This window comes from Tenacibaculum finnmarkense genomovar ulcerans (genome assembly GCF_900239495.1).
Lineage (GTDB): Bacteria > Bacteroidota > Bacteroidia > Flavobacteriales > Flavobacteriaceae > Polaribacter > Polaribacter ulcerans.
This window is the reverse complement of the sequence record NZ_OENE01000043.1, coordinates 1-1,561: the sequence shown is the minus strand read 5'-3', so window position 1 is coordinate 1,561 and position 1,561 is coordinate 1. Positions and strand designations below refer to the sequence as shown.

1 protein-coding gene is annotated in these 1,561 nt (G+C 30.3%); it reads left to right on the top strand.

Going from position 1 to position 1,561, the window contains the following annotated elements:
- The first annotated feature begins 780 nt into the window (after positions 1-780).
- Positions 781-1,452, top strand: coding sequence for a hypothetical protein (locus DPIF8902391_RS10485; protein WP_101916491.1), 672 nt, complete (start codon positions 781-783; stop codon positions 1,450-1,452).
- Positions 1,453-1,561 lie beyond the last annotated feature (109 nt).

Genomic DNA, 1,561 nt, shown 5'->3' with positions numbered 1-1,561 from the left:
TCAGAACGTTACTCCTGCGCATAAGGGACTTGCACCCTCTAGATTAATAAACTACCTTTCGGTAGTCAAAAGATGCCCATGCTGGGCACACACACCATATATAATTCATTGCTTGTGATTAACTACTTACGAAAATCCTTAAGGATTTTCTATTCCGTTTTTATTTACTAAATTAGTTGCTCGAAATACGCAACAAACCATATATAAAAACGTTAACCTACATTAAGCCAAATTACACGCAATATTGGCAAAAAAGCGGTTTAAAAAAGTAGGATTCTGATAAATATTACGCAACCAGAAATGGAATTATAACGCAGCAGATTCTGACAAATAATTACGCAAGAATCTGTCTGTAATTATGAAATGAAAACGGCGGAATTTTAACCTGTTTATCCAATAGAAACGGAATCGTAAAGCAGCAGATTTTGAAAAATATTACGCAAGAATCTGTCTGTAATTCTGAAATGAAAACGGCGGACTTTTAGCCTGTTTATGCAATTAGGAATGAAAATTTAGACAAGTTAAACCCTGAAAAATGTGAGATTTTATATCGGTATTTTAATTAAAAAAAACGCAGGTTAACAAAATATATAATTTATTGCTAGTGCGAACCTACTTACGAAAATCCTTAGGGGATTTTCTATTCCGTTTTTATTTACTTAATTTAGTGCTTCAAAAATGCAACAAACCATATATAAATCGTTGGCTGTAATTGCTCACTCGAAACCTTGAATTTGAAAATTTGCTAAAGAATGAAAAAATAATTGTTAAAAAAAAAGAATGGAAAAGATAACTATCAAAAACTTAATTGATTTTAGGAGAAAAAATGAACGAACAAGAATAACTTTTGTAAATAATTTAAAAAAAGAGAAAGTTCCTCAAGAAAGTTCAGGTGGAGATTATTGGATAAGTTGCTTGAGTGCAATTGCAAATGCTTACAAATATGAAAATAAAGACTTATTAGAAGAAAAAATTGAATTATTAAGAGAGAAAATCAATTTTGCTAAAGACAAAAGAATAAAAGACCAATTTCAAAGAAACATTGATGTTTTATTAAATTTCCAAGACTTTGACTTACAAGATATAAGACCCAGTTCTGAGTTAACTTTCTTAAAACAACCAAAATTGAAATCTATAATTGACATTGGAGGCTTAAATATTCAATCAAAACCTAGTCATATATTTTCATTTTCTGAAAATAATAGTGAAGAAATTGGAGGAGTTTGGTTTGTCGCTAAATTGAATGGTTTTAAAAAAGCCGAATTAGGAATGTTTGCAGATATAATTTATAGATATTTAAAGAAACATTATTCTGAAGACTTTTACGTGAACTCTAAATATTGTACTGCAATAGATTTATTTAATGGTCAAGAAGTAAATTATTCTGAAATTGAAAATAATGAAATTCCAACATTAATTGATTCGACAATTGAAGAAATTAAAGGATTTTAATAAAAAAACTACAGCCAATCGAGTAGACGGCTCCGACTAAAATAGTCGGAGTGCGCCTCTCACACCACCGTACGTACGGGTCTCGTATACGGCGGTTCACCAAATTGAA

Excerpts from the sequence above, each read along its gene's own strand:
- DPIF8902391_RS10485 (WP_101916491.1), top strand. The coding sequence starts at position 781 with ATGGAAAAGATAACTATCAAAAACTTAATTGATTTTAGGAGAAAAAAT.